Annotated in this window: 17 protein-coding genes; 10 read left to right on the forward strand and 7 right to left on the reverse strand. The window is 41.0% G+C overall.

Translation table 11 applies throughout. The features are described from left to right. The first annotated feature begins 96 nt into the window (after positions 1–96). Complete coding sequence (locus tag VB733_RS15280) at positions 97–855, forward strand: phosphorylase (protein WP_323340912.1); 759 nt, start codon at positions 97–99, stop codon at positions 853–855. Positions 856–887: 32 nt separating this feature from the next. On the opposite strand, the gene VB733_RS15285 is transcribed toward VB733_RS15280, so the two are convergent. Next, positions 888–2,510, reverse strand: coding sequence for a glycosyltransferase (locus VB733_RS15285; RefSeq protein WP_323340913.1), 1,623 nt, complete (start codon positions 2,508–2,510; stop codon positions 888–890). Between the two features lie 117 nt (positions 2,511–2,627). Here VB733_RS15285 and shc point away from each other — a divergent pair, with 117 nt between their 5' ends. The 3 genes from shc to VB733_RS15300 all read left to right on the forward strand — a co-directional run bounded on the left by shc (position 2,628) and on the right by VB733_RS15300 (position 6,895). Then, positions 2,628–4,535: a squalene--hopene cyclase gene (gene shc, locus VB733_RS15290; protein ID WP_323340914.1), complete on the forward strand. Its 1,908-nt coding sequence runs from the start codon at positions 2,628–2,630 to the stop codon at positions 4,533–4,535. A 1,150-nt stretch (positions 4,536–5,685) separates the two neighbouring features. Then, positions 5,686–6,510 (forward strand): phytoene/squalene synthase family protein, encoded by an 825-nt coding sequence (locus VB733_RS15295; RefSeq protein ID WP_323340915.1) that lies wholly within the window; start codon positions 5,686–5,688, stop codon positions 6,508–6,510. Between the two features lie 238 nt (positions 6,511–6,748). Next, on the forward strand, positions 6,749–6,895 hold the full coding sequence (locus tag VB733_RS15300) for a hypothetical protein (protein WP_323340916.1): 147 nt from the start codon (positions 6,749–6,751) through the stop codon (positions 6,893–6,895). A 38-nt stretch (positions 6,896–6,933) separates the two neighbouring features. On the opposite strand, the gene VB733_RS15305 is transcribed toward VB733_RS15300, so the two are convergent. Continuing rightward, on the reverse strand, positions 6,934–8,358 hold the full coding sequence (locus VB733_RS15305) for a Rieske 2Fe-2S domain-containing protein (RefSeq protein ID WP_323340917.1): 1,425 nt from the start codon (positions 8,356–8,358) through the stop codon (positions 6,934–6,936). A gap of 867 nt (positions 8,359–9,225) precedes the next feature. Here VB733_RS15305 and VB733_RS15310 point away from each other — a divergent pair. From VB733_RS15310 to VB733_RS15320, 3 genes are all read left to right on the forward strand, one after another. Next, the gene (locus VB733_RS15310) at positions 9,226–10,047 is read left to right on the forward strand and encodes a hypothetical protein (protein WP_323340918.1); all 822 of its coding nucleotides are present in this window, start codon (positions 9,226–9,228) and stop codon (positions 10,045–10,047) included. Between the two features lie 698 nt (positions 10,048–10,745). After that, entirely contained in the window at positions 10,746–12,956 is a 2,211-nt protein-coding gene (gene ppk1, locus VB733_RS15315) for a polyphosphate kinase 1 (RefSeq protein WP_323340919.1), read from the forward strand. 223 nt (positions 12,957–13,179) lie between these two features. Beyond that, on the forward strand, positions 13,180–13,581 hold the full coding sequence (locus tag VB733_RS15320) for a response regulator (RefSeq protein WP_096610614.1): 402 nt from the start codon (positions 13,180–13,182) through the stop codon (positions 13,579–13,581). A gap of 177 nt (positions 13,582–13,758) precedes the next feature. Here the strand turns inward: VB733_RS15320 and VB733_RS15325 are convergent, their stop codons facing one another. After that, on the reverse strand, positions 13,759–13,938 hold the full coding sequence (locus VB733_RS15325; protein ID WP_096610612.1) for a hypothetical protein: 180 nt from the start codon (positions 13,936–13,938) through the stop codon (positions 13,759–13,761). 233 nt (positions 13,939–14,171) lie between these two features. On the opposite strand from VB733_RS15325, the gene VB733_RS15330 reads away from it, so the two are divergent. Then, entirely contained in the window at positions 14,172–14,720 is a 549-nt protein-coding gene (locus VB733_RS15330) for a DUF2854 domain-containing protein (protein ID WP_323340920.1), read from the forward strand. Positions 14,721–14,967: 247 nt separating this feature from the next. Here the strand turns inward: VB733_RS15330 and VB733_RS15335 are convergent, their stop codons facing one another. The 3 genes from VB733_RS15335 to VB733_RS15345 all read right to left on the reverse strand — a co-directional run bounded on the left by VB733_RS15335 (position 14,968) and on the right by VB733_RS15345 (position 17,789). Next, a complete protein-coding gene (locus VB733_RS15335) occupies positions 14,968–16,092 on the reverse strand; it encodes an LptF/LptG family permease (RefSeq protein WP_323340921.1) in 1,125 nt (374 codons plus the stop codon). A 338-nt stretch (positions 16,093–16,430) separates the two neighbouring features. Continuing rightward, complete coding sequence (gene lptB / locus VB733_RS15340; RefSeq protein WP_323340922.1) at positions 16,431–17,159, reverse strand: LPS export ABC transporter ATP-binding protein; 729 nt, start codon at positions 17,157–17,159, stop codon at positions 16,431–16,433. 147 nt (positions 17,160–17,306) lie between these two features. Then, the gene (locus VB733_RS15345; RefSeq protein WP_323340923.1) at positions 17,307–17,789 is read right to left on the reverse strand and encodes an LptA/OstA family protein; all 483 of its coding nucleotides are present in this window, start codon (positions 17,787–17,789) and stop codon (positions 17,307–17,309) included. A gap of 445 nt (positions 17,790–18,234) precedes the next feature. Here VB733_RS15345 and VB733_RS15350 point away from each other — a divergent pair, with 445 nt between their 5' ends. Next, the gene (locus tag VB733_RS15350; protein ID WP_323340924.1) at positions 18,235–19,251 is read left to right on the forward strand and encodes a sulfate/molybdate ABC transporter ATP-binding protein; all 1,017 of its coding nucleotides are present in this window, start codon (positions 18,235–18,237) and stop codon (positions 19,249–19,251) included. A 189-nt stretch (positions 19,252–19,440) separates the two neighbouring features. On the opposite strand, the gene VB733_RS15355 is transcribed toward VB733_RS15350, so the two are convergent. After that, positions 19,441–20,319: an RNA-guided endonuclease TnpB family protein gene (locus tag VB733_RS15355; RefSeq protein WP_323340941.1), complete on the reverse strand. Its 879-nt coding sequence runs from the start codon at positions 20,317–20,319 to the stop codon at positions 19,441–19,443. Positions 20,320–20,535: 216 nt separating this feature from the next. On the opposite strand from VB733_RS15355, the gene VB733_RS15360 reads away from it, so the two are divergent. Next, a complete protein-coding gene (locus VB733_RS15360; protein WP_323340925.1) occupies positions 20,536–21,891 on the forward strand; it encodes an NAD(P)/FAD-dependent oxidoreductase in 1,356 nt (451 codons plus the stop codon). Positions 21,892–22,095: the final 204 nt, after the last annotated feature.

Below are 22,095 nucleotides of genomic sequence, written 5' to 3' on the forward strand. Positions count from 1 at the left end.
TTTTTTCTGCACACAAATCAATCTTGAGATAGATGATATTTTTTCTAAAATAAAAAGAGAATTCGTGATTATCTTAATCCCAGGTATTTTATCGGCGTGAATCAGCCTCCATCTGCGGTAAACTCATCAATTCAAGTAATTCTCGTTCCCCAAGGTGCGGAATATCAAGCAGTACGTAAAGGACTAAGTTGCATTCAGAATCAGAATTGCATTCATACAGATTTCCCCCAACCTATCGCGATTCCCATCGGTAGTCCAGGATTAATTCAATACCTGCAAAATTTGGATAAAATCGCAGAATTACGCAAACAAGTACAACCAAAAATATTAATAATGGGTTTGTGTGGCAGCTTAAAAGAAGCATATCAAGTCGGTGATGTCGTTATTTACGAAAGTTGCATTTATCACCAAAACTTAAACCACAAATTGATTCGCGAATTTGATAGAAGTTTGACAAATGATTTAGAAAAACAATTGAAGTTAAATTATTCCCAAAAGATTTCGAGGGTAAAAGGGATAACCTGCGATCGCATTATATCTTCTGCCCAGGAAAAACAGCATCTCGCAGAAACCAACGACGTAGATGTCGTCGATATGGAAGGATTCGCAATTCTAGATTTTTTTAATTCCCTGAGTGCATCAGTAGGAATGGTGCGGGTAGTGAGCGACGATAGTCAACACGACTTACCCGACTTAAATTTTGCCATCAGTCCAGAAGGCTCATTAAAAACCCTACCTCTAGCACTAGGAATGCTCCGTCAACCTATCGCCGCCACAAGGTTAATCAAAGGTTCATTACAGGGGTTAAAAGTATTGGAGCAGATTACAACTGATTTATTTCAGGTTAAAAATTGAAATGATGCGGAATCCAAGTTTCTTTGGCGTACTTACTCATAAACCCTTCCCTTCCAAGCCCCGCCGCGCCCTTGCCAATGACGCAAAGCTGAATCAAACGTCATTAAAGTGTAGAGAAAACCAATTATTGGTAAAGAAAAAGCAAACAACGGTGAACATTGATAAAAACGAATAGTCGGGTAATAAGCCCAACTCATTAACAACCATCCCCACAAGCCCAAACCCGCAACTAACCAATTCCCCGTCACCAAACCCAAAATAAATCCCCCAGGGGAAGCCAGATATATCACAAACATGCCCATCAATGTTGCCAATAATAAAAATAACGAGTAATTGAGTTGCGTAAAAGCAGTTCGAGCCACCATATTCCAGATACTTTCTAAAGAATTATAAGCTCGCAAACTCTTTGTCTGGGAACTCAATCCCAACCAGATAGGGAAAGATGAAGAGACGCGGTGAGGGGGAGACGCGGTGAGGGGGAGACGCGGTGAGGGGGAGACGCGGTGAGGAGGAGACGTGGTGAGGGGGAGACGTGATGAGGGGGAGACGCGGCGAGGGGGAGACGCGGTGAGGGGGAGACGTAATGAGAGGGAAATCAAGAAATTAAATATCCCCTTGTCCCCATGTCCCCGTGTCTCCGCGTCCCCCTGCCCTATGCCTCTGTCCCCATGTCCACCTATGTCTCTATCCTCATGTCCCCGTGTCTCCGCGTCTCCCTGTCCCCCTATGTCTCTATCCTCATGTCCCCCTATCCCCGCGTCTCCCTGTCCCCATTTCACCGCCCCAGCCAAAGCACAATCATCAATCAAAGCTTCACGAATAGATTCGATTCCGCCAATCCTTTCTAAAGCTTGGCGACGAATGAGAATACAACCACCAGCAGCAGCAGCAGTTGATTTATGGGGATTATTAACCCACGAAAACGGGTACAACTTTTGGAAAAAAAACACAAAAGCCGGAATCAATAACTTTTCCCAAAAACTTTCACAGCGCAGTTTCACCATTATCGAAGCTAAATCTAAATTTTCCTGCACAGCCTTGGTGACAAGACGATTTAAATTACTGCAATCGTGCTGAATATCTGCATCTGTGAGCAAAAAATAATCAGGTTTGAGTAGAGATGCTTGACGAATACCTTGCTCCAATGCCCACAGTTTACCAGACCAACCTGCTGGCAATGTTTCAGCATTAATTACCTGTAATTGGGATGTTTTTTGTAAACCTTCGGCAATTAACTGAGCAACTTCTCCCGTGCGATCGCTGCTATGATCATCCACAAGAAAAATAGTAAGATTACCAGCATAATCCTGTGAAAGCAACGAAGTCAAAGTTACAGGTAATAAATCAGCTTCATTGCGTGCTGGAATTATCGCACAGATAGTCGGCAGGGAAGAATATGAGGACGATGCAGAGACATTGAAGTTCTGTGTTTCCCCCTCCCCGCGTCTTCCCCTCACCGCGTCTTCCTCTACCTCCTCCCCGCATCTTCCCCTCATCGCGTCTTCCTCTACCTCCTCCCCGCGTCTCCCCCTCACCGCGTCTTCCTCTAACTCTTCCAATAGAGGACTTATCCGCCAAAAGCCTCCCCTACCCACAAGTAACACAACCCAGATAACCAAAGAAAGAAATGTCAGAACCAATTCAATAACTGTCATAGACCTAGTGCAAGCGATCGCGGTAACATAAGAAAATACGATTTCTCTTTCGCAAGAGACAATACAAGCCATTTTGCTGCCGTATCCACACCTATTTTGGAGACTGAGTAGTATTTCATGCAAACTCAAGACAGGGTAATCGCCTCAAAAATTCCAACCGCCATCACAGCCAGTCAGAACTATCTTCTTTCCATTCAATACCCTGAGGGTTACTGGTGGGCAGAATTGGAATCAAATGTCACGATTACTGCCGAGGTTGTGCTGTTGCACAAGATTTGGGGAACAGACAACACTCGCCCCCTCCACAAAGCAGAAAAATATTTGCGCTCTCAGCAACGAGTACATGGTGGCTGGGAGCTTTTTTATAATGATGGCGGTGATTTGAGTACTTCTGTTGAAGCCTATATGGCTTTAAAATTATTGGGAGTACCGGAATCTGACCCGGCGATGCTAAAAGCGCGAGATTTCATTGTCAAACGCGGCGGCATCAGCAAAACCCGAATTTTTACCAAGTTCCATCTCGCCTTAATTGGCTGTTATAGCTGGCGCGGTATCCCTTCCTTACCTCCTTGGGTAATGTTACTGCCGGAAAATTTCTGGTTTAATATCTACGAATTATCCAGTTGGGCGCGTTCCAGCACTGTCCCCTTGCTAATTGTCTTTGACAAAAAACCTGTTTACGTTACCAATCCTGCCATCTGTTTAAAGGAACTCTATGCAGAAGGAGTAGAAAATGTCAAGTATGAATTACCCCGTAATCACGACTGGACGGATATCTTTGTAGGATTGGATGAAGCTTTTAAATTTGCGGAGAATTTCAACTTAATTCCCTTCCGTGAAGCCGGTATCCAAGCGGCAGAACGTTGGATATTAGAACGACAGGAAGTAAGCGGAGACTGGGGGGGAATTATCCCAGCGATGCTGAATTCAATGTTAGCTTTACGATCGCTTGGTTATGACGTGAATGACCCCATTATCTCACGCGGACTCCAGGCGATCGATAATTTTGCCATTGAAACTACTGATACATATTGTGTCCAACCTTGCATTTCTCCGGTATGGGATACTGCTTGGGTGATGCGATCGCTGATTGAATCTGGGGTTGCCCCCGACCATCCAGCTATTGTACGTGGTGGTGAATGGCTACTCCAAAAACAGATTTTTGATTACGGTGACTGGGCAGTAAAAAATAAACTTGGTCAACCAGGAGCCTGGGCATTTGAATTTGAGAATCGCTTTTATCCTGATGTGGATGACACGGCTGTTGTGGTGATGGCACTGGCACTCGCCAAACTCCCCAATGAAAAACTCAAACAAGCCGCAATGACAAGGGCAATCAATTGGGTAGCAACAATGCAATGCCAAGGTGGTGGTTGGGCAGCCTTTGACATGGATAACGATCAAGATTGGTTGAATCTTCTACCCTATAGTGATCTGAAAGCAATGATTGACCCGAATACGGCGGATGTCACCTCCCGCGTATTAGAAATGTTGGGTTGTTGCGACACATCAATCAACGAAGATGATTTCCATCGTGCCCTTGACTATCTTCTCCGTGAACAAGAACCCCCAGGTTGCTGGTTTGGGCGCTGGGGAGTCAATTACATTTATGGTACTAGCGGCGCATTGTCTGCTCTCGCTTTAATTGCTCCGCAACAACGCCAAAGCATTAAACGGGGTGCAAACTGGTTGGTATCTTGCCAAAATCCAGATGGAGGTTGGGGTGAAACCTGTCAAAGCTACAAAGACCCCAGTTTGAAAGGTAAAGGAAACAGCACAGCATCACAAACAGCTTGGGCATTAATCGGTTTGCTCGCGGCGGCGGAAGTGGTGGGTGATTTTGCCCAAGATGCCATTCAACGTGGTGTCAATTACTTAGTCACAACTCAACACACCGATGGCACTTGGAACGAAGATGAATTTACAGGAACAGGTTTCCCCTGTCATTTTTATCTGAAGTACCATTTTTATCAACAATACTTTCCCTTGCTGGCACTGGGGCGCTATCAAAAGCAGTTTGCTTAATTCTGGATACAATTTCTCAGTCCCTAGTACGTGAAGGCAGAAGTAAAAAGGCAGTCCCAATGAAAAATTTTCATCGCCAAGCATAGAAGGCGGACACGGAGAGACGGAGACGCGGGGACGCGGAGAATAACAAATGACAAATGATTCTTTCAAGCTAGAAGGAATAAAGCTTCTAAAATAAGCTTTTTGTCACTTGAGAATGGTTTGTTCGTTTCCACCAAACTGTACTAGGTTCAATTAAATACAAAAACCTAAGTTGTTTTGATTGTAACCACACACTTACCAGTATTTTGCCAAAGTGTTTGTATCTCTATTTCTCAAACTAGAACGGGTATGTTGCCTGTTCTAGCTAACTCTAGATAAATTATTGGAGAAAATTACCATTGGAAATGATGTAGCAAAAATAACTTAATTTTGCTCAATCATCAATTATTAGTTTAACTAATATGGAAATTTTGCTGAAGTCAAAAGAGTAATTTGACTGTAATCTCACTTGAGTCAAGCCTTAAGAAAACATCAAATTTGATTCATTAAAATCATCCGAAAGTATGATATGCTCTGGGAAACTTTGACAAAAAAATAGCAGTCTAGATAATTCTCTAAAGGAGTGGATTTGATTATTTCTATCTGCTTTTAAATACTGAGAATATATGGCAGGTTGATGACGAATACAGCTTTGACTAACATGAAAGTGTGAGTTTTTGCAAGTAGGACATTAACTGTAAGAATATTGTCTGCTATGCTTTTGATATTTCAAATTACCTTTAAAACTATTTACTAAAGTCATCATGCCATAATCTGGATTATCGATAAGTCATGCCTATCATATTTTGCGATCGCCAATACATCATTGAACATACAAATTAACAAAAATTGTATATTTATGTAAACGCTTCTGGAAACTTTTATCTAAAATTTTGTAACAGCTTCATCTGTAATTTTTTAACTATTACTTATCTACAGTAATAGCAATAATTAGCCTTTAAGAATCACCCTTTATTTGTTAACGTTGTGTTTAATGACACCGCCAATATGTAAGAGTAAAAAAAAATAAAATTTGATGCTTAAGTTTTAGTTAAATATATGTAGAGCATAAAGTCTCATAATAGAGACTGCAATTGGGGGAAAATAATTAAGAGGAGTGTGATAAATGGATTTACGTAGAGATGCTTTAGAATTATTAAAAGAAACTAGTCGAACTTTTTACATCCCTATAATTCGCTTGCCGCGAGGATTACAGGAAGCAGTTGCTTCTGCTTATTTATGTATGCGTGCAATTGACGAAATCGAAGATCATCCCGAACTCGATAACCTGACAAAAGCGAAATTATTGGAGTCAGTGAGTTTAACCTTACAAGCTGGAGTTGATGGATTCGCTGCGGATGCCTTTACCGATGGGTTTACTGGATACGAAAATATATTACCAGAAGTGACCCTAAGGATTCGCGAATGGTCAATACTCGCACCAGAAACCATTGCACCTCGCGTTTGGGATGCCACTGCGGCAATGTCCGATAGAATGGCATATTGGGCAAAACGAAATTGGCAAATCGATGATGAATCAGATTTAGATCGTTATACGCTGGGAGTTGCCGGAGCAGTTGGTTTATTACTTTCCGATCTTTGGGCTTGGTACGATGGAACCCAAACCAATCGCACCCATGCAATTGGCTTTGGACGCGGGTTACAAGCAGTAAACATACTTCGCAATCATGGTGAAGATTCGACTCGCGGAGTGAGTTTCTTTCCCCCAGGTTGGACTGCTGATAACATGCAAGCTTACGCACGCCGTAATTTAGCACTTGCAGATGCATATAATGCTTCCTTGGGAAATAGTCCTGCCTTAGATTTTTGTCAAATTCCCCTGACTTTAGCTTACGGGACATTGGATGCGATCGCACATGGTAAAGAAAAGCTAAGTCGCAGCGATGTCGTGGCACTGTTAGAAGGGGTAATTGGTTTCAATCCAGGTTAAAAAGCTGGTTAACGAAGAATCATCTTCAGACACCCGGTTTTTCCCCTATGCAAAATCCCCAATTAGCATAAATTTCCCTAGAAACCGGGTTTTCTCTACCACTGATATCATGTTCGGCTAATACTTAGAATTAAAATTTCTCCGTGTCTCTAAGTCTCTGTGTCAGTCTTAATGATAAGTATTCAACCTGACATCGTATGAGTTTCTGTGATACTTGACTTTATAACCTGGGTTCAATATGAATCATGATATTGTGATTTTTCTTGCCAGTGTTGCTGGATTAATTTTATATCTTGTTTTTTCCGCAATCACAGAAATGGGTACAAAATTACCTGGGAAGAAAGGAGAAGAAGAAACGAGGAAAGACGAGCAGATATCGAGATGATATATCTTCAATCATATCCTCATCTCCCTTCCATGCCTTTATTTCCCCTGCTTCTCTGCTAAATTCCTGGGTGGAACTAATCTCCCTTCATAAAATTTCCGTTCAAGTTTACCGAGTTGGAACCAGGTAATAACCAAAACCAGAAACCCAAAAGATGCGATCGCAATATTTGTCGTACTGCTAGGAATGAAAGTATTCAATAAAGGAATGAGCGCCCATATCATCACGCCGACAAATCCAATCCCAGTACGAATTTTTTTAATTCTTGCTAAAGCTTGACGACAGCTACCACACTTTTCTGTATGGGAATGATACCTCTCCATTAACTGTTCGCGGGTTTTTGAGGTTTGCGGTAATGCTTCCCCTGGAAATGGTTCGGCTGCATACTCATTTACCCAACGACGCAATTCCGTAACAAAGCGATCGGCTGCGGTTGGCAAATAAAAAGCCTTGGCATAATTCTCACTTCCCCCTAAACCTTGCAAATACCTTTCTTGAAAATGCAGAAAAATCTGGTCATCTTCTAAAACCGAGTTTTGCCCGATATGTGAATACCAACGTGGTGTAATTTTGAACACTAACTTGGGAAATGGGGAAGCAAATTTAAATGGAAAACGCGCAAATAAGCGACATTCACCTTTACGAATCGGAGTTGCATAAACTACCGTCAACGTGCGTCCAAACTGCTTAGAAGTAATATCATGCCACATTAAACCAGGGGCGATAAAAGTAGTATCCTGTCGTCCCAAAGTCCCCCGTCGCGGTCCTTCTTCCCATTTTCCTGTAAACCCCTGTTTCCCAGACTCCACGACTTCCAATTCCACAGGTGCAGCATTAGCGCGGTTGCCGACTGAACGGTGATGGGTAAAAGGTACATGACTCGCATCCAGAACATTCTCCAACAATGTCAGCGCATCGTAGGGTAAATCGCGAAATGTATCAATACAAACCCAATCATTAGAAATTTCCGCCAAAGCATCAACCAAAGGAACCTTTGTTTTCACCGCATTTTCAGCTTTTCCTGGATAAACAAACAGTAATCCTTGATGCACGCTAGTTGGTAAAGACTTGACACAAGCACGTTTTGAGGATTCAGCTTGTCCCCCTGCAACTTGTTGGGGAATCGTTTGACATTCGCCACTATTGGTAAAAGTCCATCCGTGGTAAGGACATTCTAACAGCCCGTCCTCGTTAATCCGACCTTCTGAAAGCGGGGCAAGACGGTGCGGACATTTATCTTCGAGTACGCTCCAAGATTCACTGCTGTTATCCCACCAAATGACTATATCCCTACCTAATAGAGTGAACTTCGTCGGTACAGATTTATCTAAATCCTGGACGTAATGTACTGGATACCAAGCTTCCAAGACATCAAAACGATTGGGTTGATTCCCACCCGCAGGTATTACGCCTAAAGATACATCATCAATGTCTGTCGTTAATAGAGAAGAAGTCTGACTCATAAAGTCTCAAAATACAGGTGCAAATATCTATCTTTACATTCTGCAATATTCTGACAAATATCGGGGGATAGAGGAAAGGAGAAACTGAGTATTGCGAGTATTTAGCTTAATCCTGTGTTGGAAACTGGGTTTCTCATCAAACAAACAAGTAAGAATTTGCTGGATGTTTAAATTTAAGAAACTGGGTTTCTTTCTTCATCAGCTTTAGTTGATGAATAGACTCTGAAGTAATATTTTTATCTGCTTAAAGTAATTAAGTTTTAGTTAAGAAAAGTCTAAAAATATTTAATTTTTTTTAGATAATTATCGATTAAATTCAATTATCATGTTTTTAACTCAGGATAGAAGCTCTTTCCATTCTGATGGGGGAGTTAATTCATTGTTTTCAGCTTTAGACTGAGCTAAGTAGAAGCCTTTTAATCTGGAAATGGCTTCTAATTTAATCTCCTTAGCTAAGGACACATATACAGCTTTAGCTCCGTGACAGAGAAATATAATGTGGTGCGAGTAGTTTGGCAATTCCAGAAACAGCAAAGAGTCACCCTAGATAAAAATAGAATAGTCAAAGTGAGTTGAATCTTGGCAAGATTTTAGAGACAAGTCACGCCTTCAGGTATTCGGTGCATTTAATCTTAATTTCAAGTATTTTTCAGAAATAGCGTGGTCAAGACTTGTATCTATTCTTGAATAAAAACATAGGGCTGACAAATCCAACGGGTGACATCTAACAACATCAACCAGGGAGCGCGTAACCAAATCACAACAAGTTGTCTTCATTTGCTGAAAGCAGCCATTTGTAACAGCTTGCTGTAACTTGTTAACCGCCGACAGGACTTTACTAATCTATTGGATAGGAAGGTTTCGGCTATGACTTACCAAATCGAAAGCGAACCCACACCACAACGACGCAGTGCTGTTCAAAGTATTTGGGATGTAGGTGTAATAGTATCTCTAGTTATTCTCGCCATCTCTACCCAAAGCGGTAACTTCAATCCAGCGAATATATCTTCAGCGCTAAGACCAATTAATGTAAACCAAGTTGTTAATCATTCCCAGAATCTCAGAGGTAGAACTGTAACGATTAGAAGTAAAGCAGTTCAACAGATGGGTACGAGTTCTTTCACCCTCAAAGATAGCTTCTTTTCCCCACAAGAGCCAATATTAGTTGTGAATGCTTCTGGAGTCCCATTTAATTTACCGAGCGATCGCAACATCGAAATTCAAATAACAGGTAAAGTACGAGATTTTGCGATTGCCGATCTTGAGCGTGACTACAAGTTAGATTTACAGGCGGAACAATATAGTGGTTACGTAAACAAACCCGTCATTGTCGCCCAAAATATTATGCTGGCACCACAACCCAATCAAGTCGTACAAAATCCAGCCAGATATTACGGTAAAACCGTTGCAGTTACGGGTGAGGTAAATAATATTACCAGTCCAATTCTGATGACAATACACAAAAGACAAGTATTTCGCGATCGCAATTTACCAGTTTTGCTGACATCATCGCCGAAAGTCGCCATTAACAAAGGTCAGACGGTTGCTGTAGTTGGTGAAATTCGTCCGTTTGTTACCAGTGAAATCGAGCAAACATACAATCTTAACTGGAATCCAGATGTCAGTAGACAACTGGAAGCAAAATATCGAAATCAACCCGTTTTAGTGGCTGAAACTGTACATCCGTAGATAGCTTGATGAATACTTCTCATTCAGCCAGATGTAGAGACTCAGGGACGCGGGGGCGTGGGGACGCGGGGAGCGGGGACGTGGGGACGTGGGGACGTGGGGACGCGGGGAGCGGGGGGGCGTGGGGACGCGGGGGCGTGGGGACGCGGGGGCGTGGGGACGCGGGGGCGTGGGGACGCGAGGAATAATAAATGACTAATGACTCTTTTAAGTCAGACTTTAATCATAGTTACCTCATTTGAAGATCGGGTAAATAGAAAAGGAGAATAATCCTTTTTAGCCGTCATACTGGTGTACGCAGTTCATGACGGTTATCTAGCTATTGATGCAGCTAGGACTACTAATATAAATGCAACAAAAAATCAAGTGAGTAGGATTACTAATCGCCGCTAATAATTAGCCTGTGGTGACACCAAAGCTATATATCCAACTACACATAAATTATTGGCAATGACGAAATTAAATTGTTTATGTGTAGGTCTTATAAATCAAGTTTCCGATTAAATGCATTTACATAAAGATTGAAGCAGGGATAATACTTTCTAGCCCATATAATAAGCTTATTAGTGGGATTATGATTCATAGTCCTAAATATTAGCTTGTTGGTTCTCAATCTTAATTATTTTTACCCATTTCTCATTATCTCTCTTTCTTTGTCTCCCTTATCCTCCTTGTCTTAAACATCAAGTAAGTGCATCATGGCAAAACCCAAAAAAAACCCCGACCGCCTAGATTTCCAAGACCCCCAATATTATCTCAACCGCGAACTCAGCTGGTTGGAATTTAATAACCGGGTATTGCATGAAGCCATGGATCCGCGTACCCCTCTATTGGAGCGCCTCAAATTTATGGGGATTTTTAGTTCCAATTTGGATGAGTTTTTTATGGTGCGGATAGCTGCACTTAAACAACAGGTTGAAGCAAAGGTGACTCAACTGGCTTTTGATGGACGTACACCATCACAACAGCTTGATGATATCAGCTTTTCATTACGCCCTTTGGTGATTCAGCAGCATCAACATTTTCAGAAAATTTTGCGATCGCAACTCGCTAGCAATCGTGTCTACATTCTCGACTACATCGAGTTAAATCAAAATCAACGCAATTATCTCGATAATTATTTTCAAGAACAAATTTTTCCTGTAATCACTCCTTTAGCAGTTGACCCTAGTCACCCTTTCCCCTATATCTCTAATCTCAGTTTAAATTTGGCGGTGTTAGTCAAAAACCCCGAAACCGAAGAAGAATTTTTTGCCAGGGTGAAAGTCCCCAAGGTACTACCAAGATTTCTACCTTTACCACCAGAATTAGGTGTTCAAAATAACAGCAAACCTGCCGTTTGGACTGGTATTCCCCTAGAACAAGCCATTGCCCACAACCTCGAATCCCTATTTCCAGGGATGAATATTCAGGAATACCACACTTTCCGCATTACCCGTGATGCTGATTTAGCGCTTGAAGAGGACGAAGCCGATGACTTATTAATTGCTATCGAACAGGAACTACGCAAACGTCGCGTCGGTGGCACTCCAGTCCGCTTAGAAATTAATCCACAAACCCCCGAACCCGTGCGATCGCGTTTACTGCAAGATTTAGAATTAACAGATCATGATGTTTATGAAGTCGATGGTTTACTGGGCTTACGTGACTTAATGTATTTTATGTCACTGCCATCGCCGGACTTGAAAGACCGTCCCTGGCAATCGGTAGTACCTCCCAGATTACAGAGAGTTCGCGAACCAATCGTCAACTCCCAACTGATGGAGATAGAAGAGGGTAAAGACTTCTTTGCTGTCATCCGCGATCGCGATTTACTTCTACATCATCCCTACCAATCATTCACAGCATCGGTTGTTAAATTTATTACTCATGCCGCCCATGATCCCGATGTCTTAGCCATCAAAATGACGCTGTATCGCACCTCTGGAGATTCACCAATCGTCAATGCTTTAATTGCAGCCGCCGAAAATGGCAAACAGGTGTCGGTATTGGTGGAACTCAAAGCCCGTTTTGATGAAGAAAATAATATATACTGGGCACGCAGATTAGAAAGCGTTGGTGTACATGTTGTTTACGGTTTAGTCGGATTAAAAACCCACTGTAAAACAGTTTTGGTGGTGCGGCGAGAAAAAGACCGGATTCGGCGTTATGTCCATATCGGTACAGGCAATTACAATCCAAAAACAGCACGTTTGTATACGGATTTTGGTTTATTTAGCTGTCGAGATGAATTGGGAGCCGACTTAACTGATTTATATAATTACTTAACCGGATACTCGCGGCAAAAGTCCTACCGACAGTTATTAGTCGCCCCAGTCAACATGCGCGATCGCTTCCTGGGATTGATTCGTCGTGAAATCGAAAACGCTCAAAATGGCTCATCTGGGCGTATTGTTGCCAAGATGAACTCCTTAGTTGACCCAGAAATTATCGCCAGTTTATACGAAGCTTCCCGTGCTGGAGTCCAAATCGATTTAATTATACGTGGGGTTTGTTGCTTGCGTCCGGGACTCCCAGATATCAGCGACAATATCCGTGTGATTAGTATTATCGGTCGCTTTTTAGAGCATTCCCGCATCTTTTACTTTCATAACAAAGGACAGGAAGAAATATTTATTGGTAGTGCCGATTGGATGCCCCGAAATTTAGACCGTCGTGTTGAGGCGATCGTCCCAATTTTAGACCCAGATATCGCCAAAGATTTGCAAGAAGTTTTAGGCATCATGTTAGCCGACAATCGCCAAGCCTGGGAATTACAAGCTAATGGTAGTTATGTTCAACGCCGCCCTGGTGAAGATTGTCCTGAATCCAGTTCGCAAAAAGCCCTGATGAACATGGCATTAGCTTCGGTTGGTGCTGGCTCCAATGCGATCGAACCTCGAAAAGCTATGCAAACCTCAGGAATTTAAATTGATCGACCAAAAACTCTGAAGTAAAATTTGGAATCCAGGATAGAGAGGAGAAAATTCAGCCTCTATTCTGTATTCCATCAATCATTATCAAATTTTTGGCGGTTTTATTTCTAAATTTGTATGGATTACATGCAATTTATTCAACCATAGGATAGAGTCAGTTTAATAGGGTATTCTTCTAAACTATAAAAGTTATTATTCATCGTTTGTTTTTATTTGGATGTTAATGTTGTCCTGTAAGTCTTCTACCTTGAGGGTTCTAGTGGTTGACGACCACGAACTTACTCGTTTGACCTTACAATTAGCACTTTCTTGCCAACAAAATATACAAGTTGTTGGTTTAGCTACTAACGGTCAAGAAGCAGTCGATTTAGTCAAACGTCACCAACCCGATGTTATTGTCCTAGATTTGCAAATGCCAGTCATGGATGGTTGGACGGCATCAGATCGAATCAAAGCGATCGCGCCGGAGACCCAAATCATCGCCTACTCATCAGTCGAAGACGCAAATGGCAAGGATGCCACACAACCTGGAAATTGGGATGTATTTTGTAAAAAAGATGTGCCGACAAAAGAACTAGTTGCCTTAGTACGACAATTAGGCAGTAGAATCACCCAATAAGCGGTTAAAACTACTGCAAATTTGCCACTAAATTGCACGGTAAATGTGCGATTAATTAAATTCAGGGTACTTGAGAAAACGATCAATTACGATGATAACGTCAGTGCCGGTTAAAAATACCCTAAACACCGACGTATTTTCCGTAGTATGTAGCCTTTACTTTACTTAACCAAAGTTTTAGCTCTCCGTTTCTCCAAAGGTGCGTCTATATTCATCAATTAATTCATCCATTTCTTCTAGAGCTTGATTGACATCTATTCTCAAAGTACCTAAGTTTGGTTGTTCTAAGAGCCTGAGTAAATAATCTCGTTTACTTTGAACTTCAGCAACACGTTCTTTGATAGTTTGTACATCCATAAATTTTTACAACCTTTAAATAATCATCAATTTAAAATTAACTCATAAACAAGAAGAGAGAATACAGAATAAATCAAGCATGGTTTTATACCTACCCTTGATTTCCCAGCAACTTTTGGCAGCAGAGGTAGTCAATCTCCTTATCCCCTTCCCCTTCCTAAGTGACGAACAATAGTCGATGATAGTAACACTGAAATCCTCAGATTTCATCATTCATTACATACCTCATTACTATGTTCGGCAAAATTCGCTTGTCTGTCCTGGGTTTAACTGTAGGTGGCATATTAACAATCATTGGCTTTGTTGCCTATGCTACTGATAACGCGACACTCAATCTCGCTGGTTTCTTTTACGGAATTCCTCTGCTTTTAGGGGGTTTAGCACTCAAAGCTAGCGAACTCGAACCTGTACCCTTTAGCCAAGTAACTACCCCAGAGATCCTCAAACTGCGCGAGACACAAGCAACTGTGACTCAAAATAAAATCCGTAAAGATATTACTCGCTATTGTTACGGACAAGAAGCTCATCTCGATCAAGCTTTTAAATATCTGCAATTAAGTTCCTCTGAAGATGAAATGCCCATTGCTACAGGTTTACGGGAAACGGAAACAAATAATGCCTATACTTTAATAGTGGAATTTGATTCACCATTTGTACCACTTGCGGCTTGGCAAGCAAAACAGGAAAAAATGACTAAATATTTTGGACCTGATGTTGAGATCAAAATTACTGAGACAAGCGAAAATCAAATTGAACTAGCTCTAATTCGTGTTTTAGAATAACTAAAGTTTTCAGGACTCATGTAACTGGCATACATATATTCTTGGCAAACAAAAAAGCAAGATAGGAAGCCTGTTTAGATATGAATACTATATTCTCTGTCATTTCGTCCTATGACAATTATATACACAGCGATTAGTTAGTAGTGATTCGGGTGGAAAACCACCCAATTAGATCATTGCTTCAGCAATAAATTTACCGATTCATCAAGCCCTAAATATCTTGAGCATAATGTTTGAGCCTAAATATTTATCTTTGTGCCACTCGCATCAATAAAAAGATACCAATTGCAATACCGACAAAATTAGGTAGCCACGCAGCTAAAAATGGTGAGAGAACACCAGCAATTCCCAACGCACTAGCAATTGATGAAAATAAATAAAAGGTAAAAATAATCATGACACTAACCCCAAAACTTGTACCTCTACCTGTACGTTGGGGTATAGTTCCCATTGCCGAACCAACTAAACCAAATACAACACAAACAAAAGGAACTGAAAACTTTTGCTGGATTCGGACTTTGAGTTTGCGAATTTTTTGTTCGTCACCCGCTAATCTTTCTAACTCCAATTGTTCGAGTGCTTGAGCAATATTCATTTCTCCATAGTCTCGACTTTGTTCTGCCAAACTTAATGGTGTACGAGGTAATTCAACTTTTTGATGTTCAAAGCGAAAAATGTTGTTATAAGAACGGTCAGCACCTACAAGATAACTAGTCCCGTTATAAAAATCCCAAATATTTTCCTTGGCATTCCACTCGCCAGATTCGGAAACCACAATTTGATTTAAACCTTCTGTAGAACGGTCGATAATAGTCAAACCTTTCATTCTTTTCCCATCAAATTTATCAGCGTAAAATAAGCGGGAAAGTATTTTTTCTTTCTTCTCCTTCCCATTCTCTTTGGTTCTCAGAGTTTTATATTCAGGATAAAAAATATTTTCTTGTTTGAAAGAAGGCTTATCAGATTTTAATGCTTGTTCGAGAATTTGAGTTGATTGGTATTTGGCGGCAGGAGCAACTTGATCGTTAAATACAAATGCAAGTATTGTGACAAGAAAACTCATCAACACAGCAGTAATTGCAATTCGATAAACACTTACACCGCATCCCCGTAAAGCAACTAATTCACTTTCACTAGAAAGACGACTGTAAGTCATCAATGTCGCTAGAAGTATTGACATTGGAAAAGCTAAAACAATAAATTCCGGCATTCTTAACAAGAAAACCTGTGCCGCAGTGCTTGCTGGTAAACCAGATTCGACGATTTTTCTCATTAAATCAAATGCCGCATCAACTGTTACACTAATTGATGAAAAAAGTCCGACCCCAAATAAAAAGGGTGGGATTAGTTGGCTAATCAGATACCGATCCATTGTTGAGAACGGGATGAGCGAGCCTAAAGTGTAAAAGGATTTGAGCTTTTTTGATGCCATCATATGTAACTGATTAAGAAAACTTGCAACCCAGGATAGATAGAGAAAAAATTAGGGGTAAAGGAGAGAGCTTTAAACAATAATTGATTTTGATTTGTATAAATTGGTTTGTATAAAAATGATTAAAAGTAATATACGTAAAGCAGCAAGCCTAATTTCAATTTTACGTTCTGATTTTAATAAATTGTGCAAATTTCCGATATTCTCAGGCTATAAAATATTCCCAAGTGGAAACACGCAAAGACCGATCGCGATTATCAAATTTTAGTTTGGGCAAATTAAGCTTGAAAATTATCACCCAAATAATATTGTCTGACAAGAGGATTGTTATACAGTTCTTCAGATGTGCCAGAAGCAAGGATTTGCCCTTCGCGCATGATGTAAGCACGATCAGTAATCGCAAGGGTTTCACGAACATTATGATCGGTAATGAGAATACCCATATTCCGATCGCGTAATTTGGCGACAATTTCTTGAATCTCCGAAACTGCGATCGGATCAACCCCCGCAAATGGTTCATCCAGTAATAAAAATTTTGGTCCCTCGCATCCCGCAGCTAAAGCACGGGCTAACTCTGTTCTCCGTCGTTCACCACCAGAAAGTTGGATTCCTTTACTATTGGCAACTTTATCTAATCGAAATTCCCGCAGCAATGTATCCATCCGCATTTGCCATTCCCAACGCGGAACATTAGTTTGCTCTAACACAAGTAAAATATTATCGCGTACCGACAATTGACGAAAAACACTGGCTTCCTGCGCTAAATAACCGATTCCCAACCGCGCCCGTTTGTGCATTGGTAGGGTAGTAATATCCATATTATCGAGCCAGACTCGACCCTGATTGGGTTTTTCTAAGCCAGTCGCAATATAAAATGTTGTGGTTTTACCAGCTCCATTAGGTCCTAATAACCCAACTACCTCACCTTGGGCAACCGAGATGTTGACGCGATTAACAATAGTTCGTTTGCCATAAGACTTATGAATATTCTCTAGGACAATTCTCACAATTTGCACCTCATTAATATTTGTAGGGCTGAGTATTGAGTGCTGAGTTGGGAATCATAGAAATTAACGGAAGTTCTCAGTTATTATCCCTGTTTTTACCAGACTCAGCATCCAGGGCACTCAGTACACATCGCTCCCCACTCAAACTTACTTACGTTTTAATGCAGGTGTTTTCGGTGCTGGTGCAGTTGCGGTGTTATTATTCTCTTCAATAATATAAATTGATTCGACTTGGCGACCACTTTGAGGTTGAGCGACAAATCTGCCAGAGTCAATCAAATATATAACTCGTTCGCCACGAATACTGTTACCGCTTTGTTGCAAAATATAGACATTGCCACTTAAAACAATTTGGCGTTCACGGTTAAAAAATTGAGCTTGGGCTGCCGTTGCTTTGATACCGCGAGCATTATAAAGCATTTGCACATTTCCCCGCGCGATCGCCACCTGGGATTTGGCATCATATTCTTGAATATCTGCTGTAATCTGAATTGGACTGCGTTGAACTGTTTGGGCTGTAGCTGGTTGGAGGCGGTTGGGGGAAATGACACCAGCAACCACAGCAGGTAAAAATAAGCCTAAACCGAAACGACGTATCAAACTTGAGGAAATTTTATGAGAGGGGAACATAAGGGATTTAAGAATTCTTTTGGTTTTTATTCTAGTAACTTCTAGTAGTATATCCAGGCACCCATGACATATTCGGGAATGTTGGCTATGTACATAACATTCCCAGCAATCTTATAGCTTGTGGCTCATAAATGAGTTGCACCTTCCGCAACTATAGACGCTTTATCAATGCTTGATGTTTCTTGCAATAAGCAATGGGGTATGGGACGTAGAGTATGGAGTTTTAACAAATCTTTTGTCCCTGTGATGATTTGTCCATAATTTTGTCCACAATGTTAATGTCCAATTAGTTACTTTTGGCATATTTCCCCTTCATTTCCAGGTAATTGCAGATGAGGAATTTAATAAAACTAAATCTAACGTATCTATGACTACGTTATGTGGTATATATAAAACACGGTATTCCGACTAACAAACCGTAGATTAGCTGTGAAGGTGATTAACCGTGGGCATAGTAGTAGAGAACGTATCAAAGCAGTTTGGAACTTTTCAAGCAGTTAATAATGTCAGTTTAGAGATAGAAAGCGGTTCTTTGGTGGCTTTATTAGGACCATCGGGCTCGGGGAAATCTACTTTGCTGCGGTTAATTTCCGGGTTGGAATTACCCGATAGCGGTAGAATTCTCCTGACTGGTAAGGATGCGACATACCAAAGTGTACAGGAACGGAATATTGGGTTTGTATTTCAACATTATGCTTTGTTCAAGCATTTGACAGTCAGACAAAATATTGCTTTTGGTTTGGAGATTCGTAAAGCTCCAAAAGCCAAAGTCAAAAATAAAGTCGAAGAATTGCTGGAATTAGTGCAATTAAGTGGACTGGGAAATAGATACCCTTCACAGCTTTCGGGTGGACAAAGACAAAGGGTAGCTTTAGCCAGGGCTTTAGCAGTAGAACCAAATGTGTTGCTATTAGATGAACCATTTGGCGCACTGGATGCCAGAGTTCGCAAAGATTTACGAGCTTGGTTGCGTAGATTACATGATGAGGTACATGTTACTACAGTTTTTGTCACCCACGACCAAGAAGAAGCGATGGAAGTTTCGGATGAGATTGTAGTCATGAATAAAGGCTGTGTCGAGCAAGTGGGCACACCTGCGGAAATTTACGATCACCCAGCTTCAGCATTTGTAATGAGTTTTATTGGTCCAGTGAATGTGCTACCTAGCTCGTCACATATTTTCCAAAATAATGGATTTGATTCAGCAAATCCAGAAATGTTTTTGCGTCCACAAGACATCATTGTTGATACTGTTGCTAATGGTACAACTGTACCTGCAAGGGTGAGTCGATTAATCCATTTAGGTTGGGAAATTCAAGTAGAATTGACATTAGAAGATGGACAGGTGATGACAGCGCATTTATCACGCGATCGCTTTGATGAATTGAATCTAGAACCGCAGCAAAAGGTTTATGTGAAACCAAAGGATGCGAAATCATTCCCACTTTATTATTCCATCTAGTTATAAATCAACAAACTATCTCAAAAATATTTCCCAAAATTAAGAGCCAGATTTCAACTCGAAATCTGGCTTTGGCGATGACAATTCTCATTTTTTGATAATTTCCCATCTCCCCACGTCACCATCTGTGACTTTCTTTTGGAAAATTGGTAAAACTACTGCTCAATTTCTGACTCCTATGTGAACTACCTACAGTGACGCTTCGCGTACACGGTAGGCTTCCTGTCCAACAGAAAGCGCAGTAGTGGATTTCTTGCGTCCTCCCTTACTCCGACTTACATCTGGGCAACAGGCTTTATCCCCCGTTCCAGAGGAGCCAGCGCCGTGGGCGGGTTTCCCGCAGGGTGGCGACTGGCATGTCAAAATTCGTAGTCCCTCATCTCTGAGGTTAATAGCTGCGTTTACATCCCGATCATGTTTTGTATGGCAGTTTTCACAAGTCCAAAATCTTATATCAAGAGGTAGGCTACCAACTTGGTTTAAGCACACATGACAGGTTTTTGAACTAGGGAAAAATCTATCAACTTCTTGATAAATTTTTCCTTCCATTTCTGCCTTATATTTAAGCATTGTGCAAAACATTCCCCATCCTACTTGATGAATGGATTTAGCCAAACAATGATTATGCATCATGCCTTTAACATTGAGATTTTCAAGCACGATAACTTGGTTTTCGTTAACTATCCTACGCGATAGCTTGTGTAGAAAATCTTCACGGCAGTTAGCTATTTTTCTATGAACTCTAGCAACCTTCTTTCTAGCTTTGGTACGGTTATTAGAACCTTTCTGCTTCCTAGATAATTGCTGTTGTTTGAGTTTTAAATTCTTCTCATGCTTGTTCAGTATTCTCGGATTATCAAACTTTGACCCTTGACTGGTAACAGCGAAATGAGTTAGCCCCAAATCAATACCTATTGCCTTACCGTCTGTGCTTGATTCTGGTTTGTCTTTGCCATCGTCAAACAGAATAGCTGCAAAGTATTGATTGGAACAATTTTTAGATATGGTTACAGTCTTGACTTTCCCCTCGATAGGTCTATGGATAATTGCTGTTCCAGCTAAAATGATTCTTAATTTACCAAGACAGCTATTAGAGTGCTACATATACTGTAATTGTCAACCGTAGTAAATCTTTAAGACGTAACTTGATTTACATAAAATACGTACAAATAGATACTTCTGGGGAAAAATAAATTGTCAAATATAGACAAAAACTCCCATCGCATTTTGGTAAAAATTTGTTAAGAATAGTGACAGCAATGTCAAGCTAAGGAACGACATCTTATGGTAAATGCAGTTGATAATCAGCCACCTCACAATGTCGTCATTGTCGGTGGTGGCTTTGGGGGGCTATATGCAGCGAAAGCCCTGAGTAATGCAAATGTAAACGTTACCCTCATCGACAAGCGTAATTTTCACCTTTTTCAACCCCTGCTGTACCAAGTGGCGACAGGTACAGTTTCTCCGGCGGATATTTCTTCACCATTGCGATCGGTATTGAGTAAAAGTAAAAATACTACAGTTTTATTAGGTGAAGTAAATAATATCGATCCCCAAGCGCAAAAAGTTTTCATGGGTGACGAGATAATTCCCTATGATTCCTTGATTTTGGCGACAGGGGCAAAACATTCATATTTTGGAAAAGATGAGTGGGAAGAACATGCGCCTGGATTGAAGACAGTTGAAGATGCAATTGAAATGCGTCGGCGGATTTTTAGTGCATTTGAAGCCGCAGAAAAAGAAACCAATCCCCAAAAGCGTCGTGCTTGGATGACTTTTGTGGTGGTGGGTGGGGGTCCAACAGGGGTAGAATTAGCGGGAGCGATCGCAGAAATTGCTTACCATACAATCAAGGATGATTTCCGCAATATTGATACTTCGGAAGCGCAGATTTTATTGTTGGAAGGTTTAGACAGGGTTTTACCACCCTTTGCACCGGAATTATCTCAAGAAGCGGCTGCTTCATTAAGACGTTTGGGTGTAACAGTACAAACTAATACTTTGGTGACGAATATTGAGAATGATATTGTCACTATTAAACAAGGCGATAGAGTCGAACAAATTCCTGCCCACACCGTATTATGGGCAGCAGGAGTTAAAGCATCACCTTTGGGTAAAATGCTTGCAGAAGCTACCGACGTTGAGTGCGATCGGGCTGGTAGAGTAGTAGTTGAGCCAGATTTAAGTGTAAATGGCTATCCGAATATTTTTGTAATTGGCGACTTAGCACATTTCTCCCACCAAAATGGTAAACCATTACCTGGTGTTGCCCCTGTGGCTATGCAAGAAGGTGAATATGTGGCTGCGTTGATTAAAGCGCGTCTCAAAGGGAGAAAATTACCGCAATTTCGATATATTGACCGTGGTAGTTTAGCAGTTATCGGACAAAATTTTGCGGTTGTCGATTTGGGTTTTGTCAAACTCAAAGGTTTCTTAGCTTGGTTTACTTGGTTGTTTATTCACATCTACTTCTTAATTGAGTTTGATAATAAGCTCATAGTCATGGTGCAGTGGGCGTGGAGTTACTTTACCCGCAATCGAGGTGCAAGATTAATTACAGGCAGTGACATACTGACACCAACACAAGACACTGACAAATATTATTCACCAGTCGCCAGTCGTCCAACAGCAAACGTATAGTTGATTGATTTGTAGAACTTACCCCATTTCACGAAAACTCTGATACAGATGTAAATCCTGAAAGCTTTGCTGCATCTAAGTTTTTTAATTGCGAATTGCGAATTGCGAATTGCGAATTGCGAATTGCGAATTGCGAATTGCGAATTGCGAATTGCGAATTGCGAATTGCGAATTGCGAATTGCGAATTGCGAATTGCGAATTGC

Source organism: Calothrix sp. UHCC 0171, assembly GCF_034931845.1.
Taxonomy (GTDB): domain Bacteria; phylum Cyanobacteriota; class Cyanobacteriia; order Cyanobacteriales; family Nostocaceae; genus Brunnivagina.